Here is a 1,637-nt window from a genome sequence, read left to right as displayed (position 1 = left end):
CAGGTTGGCGAAGATAATAAAGCCGCAAATGCCATGGCGCACGCAGTATTGGGTGCTGTAGTCGCTGAGCTGAATAATCAATCCGCTGCTGCGGGTGGGTTAGGTGCTGGCGGCGGCGAGCTGTCCGCTCAGGTGATTATGAAGACCCTCTTCCCTAACAAAGAAGTCTGGGAACTGAGTGAAAGTGAGAAGCAACAAGTCAGCGCATTGAGCCAATTGGCTTCAGGATTAGCTGGCGGACTGACTACTGGTGATATGGCGGGTGCAGTTACTGGCTCGCAAGCAGCGAAGAATGCGGTTGAGAATAACTATCTGAGTACAAATCAACTCGAAAATTTTGCGCATAAAGCAAGAACTTGTGTTGGAGATGAATGCCAGAAAGTTGTTCGAGAAATGGTAGATACCAACGTTCGTCAACAAGAAGAAATCAAAGCAGTTTGTTCTACATCTCCTGAGCAATGCCAAGAAAAATATGGCTATCTAGTTGAACAATGGGAAGCATTTGATACAACGATTAAGAATCTTGCAAAAGATAAATCGTTGCCTGATGAGTTCCGTAATTATATGCCGGCAGTCTATATGCTGGGTATGGAAGCAGAAGGTATTACCGTTGAGCATGGCTGGACAAAACGTTTTGAAGCAATGGGTTTTGATGCTGAAACTGCACAAATGATGGCAATGACTCTTCCAGCGATGATAAATGGTGGAAGTGGCAAAAATGGAAAAGGAACTACGGGTAAACAAACTAACGTTTCTAAAGTAGAAGCAGAAAAGAACGCTTTAAACAAAATCGGTGAAAATTCTAAAAATACAAAAGATCTCAGCCAGAAAGAAGCAAACTCAGTTTATAATCAGCAACTGATTAAGAATGCAGAAAAAATATCGACTGCTAAACAAGGGCAACAGACGGCAGTACCAAGAGATTTAAATGAGCAGACATTCTGGAAAGAAGTTCAATCTAAGCCATTGCAAGGCAAGGATCTACCAGGATTAAATAATGACCCTCGCTTCCCAACGTCTGCTGGATTTCAGAAAATGGAAGCGAAACATAAACTACCAGACGGACAAACAATAACCATACATTATCAATATAACTCAAATACTGGTAAGGCTTATGATATGAAAATAACCACACCTCAAAGGATTCAGCAAGATCCAAAACAAGTGGTAGATACAATAAAGGATAAAGTTAAATGAGAATCAAAGAATCAGATGGTGAACTTATTGATGTATTCGCTATTTATTGGATAAATAATAAACCTCTATGTCTTGGTTTACCTAAAGGTTATGGTGGGTTATCTGTTTATGACTTGTCTGAAGTTAATGTGGTGGAACCTACATTAAATGGTGAACTAGTTTATTTTCAAAATGATGGTTCAGGCTCAGGTGTATATCATTGGGCTTTAATTAATGAGTCGTTATTGGATGACTTACTTGAGCTAGATGAAACAGCCTATAAAAGGTTTTTAGATATATTAAAATCTGAAGGCCAATTAGATGACTGTTTTTATTGATATTAAGATCCCTGATCCAGACAGGGATCTCTTTTAGCTACCTTATTCCCCCTCAACCAACCGGATAATCAACTGTCCGGCTTGGTGAGTGAGGGTAAAGTGACTGCCCACCTCAAACCCTAA

Annotated in this window: 2 protein-coding genes; both read left to right on the top strand. The window is 40.3% G+C overall.

What is annotated here, in order from left to right:
- The coding region (locus AC4IFT_RS22270) for a VENN motif pre-toxin domain-containing protein (protein WP_490752901.1) at positions 1–1,197 on the top strand (1,197 nt) is incomplete at its 5' end.
- Entirely contained in the window at positions 1,194–1,514 is a 321-nt protein-coding gene (locus AC4IFT_RS22265) for a hypothetical protein (RefSeq protein ID WP_490752899.1), read from the top strand. The genes AC4IFT_RS22270 and AC4IFT_RS22265, both read left to right, overlap by 4 nt.
- The last annotated feature ends 123 nt before the right edge of the window (positions 1,515–1,637 follow it).

It is taken from the genome of Providencia sp. UF-183 (assembly GCF_058246155.1).
The sequence above is the reverse complement of the archived record's forward strand: the minus strand, read 5'-3'. Positions and strand labels throughout refer to the sequence as shown.